This is a genomic window from Phormidesmis priestleyi ULC007, assembly GCF_003003695.1.
GTDB lineage: Bacteria > Cyanobacteriota > Cyanobacteriia > Leptolyngbyales > Leptolyngbyaceae > Phormidesmis_A > Phormidesmis_A priestleyi_A.
In genome coordinates this window covers 1-1,068 of sequence record NZ_PVWG01000130.1, presented here as the reverse complement: position 1 = coordinate 1,068, position 1,068 = coordinate 1, and the positions used below count along the sequence as shown (strand labels likewise).

The following is a 1,068-nucleotide window of genomic DNA, read 5'->3' as shown; positions in this document are numbered from 1 at the left end:
TCTTGCAGTCTTACACGTTTGATTTTCCCAAGTTGCGGCGCTATGGCTGATCTTACAACTCAAATAGGACTGCTATATGTTGAAGAAGTCAGATCATAGAGAAGTAGGAGTTCCTGTACTAGAGGGTGTTATGCACTTTTCGCTAAACTGGGGGCATGACTAGAAAACCATATCCAACGGATGTGAGCGACGAAGAATGGGCGTTTGTCGCTCCGTATCTAACTTTAATGACGGAAGCTGCGCCACAACGCGACCATAGTCTGCGAGAAGTGTTCAATGGAGTGCGGTGGATTGTTCGCACAGGGGGAGCTTGGCGACTGATGCCGCATGACCTGCCACCGTGGCACACGGTCTACCAACAAACACAACGCTGGCTCAAAGCTGGAGTATTTGAGGCGATGGTGCAGGACTTGCGCGAGATCCTGCGAATTTTAGCGGGGCGCACCGAGCAACCGAGTGCCGTGATTCTGGACAGTCGGACGTTACAATCGACCGTTGAAAGCGGACATCGAGCGGGCTATGACGGCGGAAAACGCAAAAAAGGCAGCAAGGTGCACAGGGCTGTGGATACGCTAGGACACTTGCTCACTCTGCACGTTACCCCAGCGAACGAGCAAGACCGAGCGCAGGTGGCAGAACTCGTGCAACAAGTCCAGCAGATGACAGGGGAATCAGTTGAGGTTGCCTTTGTGGATCAGGGCTACACGGGAGCGCAAGCTGCCGCCGCTGCCGAGGCAGAAGGCATTCGCCTGGAAGTGGTCAAACTCCCAGAGGCTAAGAAGGGCTTTGTGCTGCTGCCCAGAAGGTGGATTGTCGAGCGGAGTTTCGGTTGGATGTCCCGGTTTCGGCGATTAGCGCGAGATTACCAGCGGCTCGCAGAAACCTTAATCGGCTTTCACCTGATTGCCTTTGGGATATTGATGGTCAAACAGTTCGTGAGTATCGGATTCAAAAGTGCATAACACCCTCTAGGAATTGAAAATATTAGACTTGTTGTGAAATAAGGCAGAATATATAGAACGAGTGAGTGGAGACGGAAGGATGCTAGATGTAGATCGAGTGCTGCGA

1 protein-coding gene is annotated in these 1,068 nt (G+C 52.1%); it reads left to right on the top strand.

Annotated elements, in window-relative coordinates; all coding sequences use genetic code 11:
* The first annotated feature begins 155 nt into the window (after positions 1 to 155).
* Complete coding sequence (locus tag C7B65_RS27000) at positions 156 to 962, top strand: IS5 family transposase (protein ID WP_073075385.1); 807 nt, start codon at positions 156 to 158, stop codon at positions 960 to 962.
* Positions 963 to 1,068: the final 106 nt, after the last annotated feature.

What these genes read in the sequence shown, in the direction of transcription:
- C7B65_RS27000 (WP_073075385.1), top strand. Translation starts at nt 156, where the DNA reads ATGACTAGAAAACCATATCCAACGGATGTGAGCGACGAAGAATGGGCG.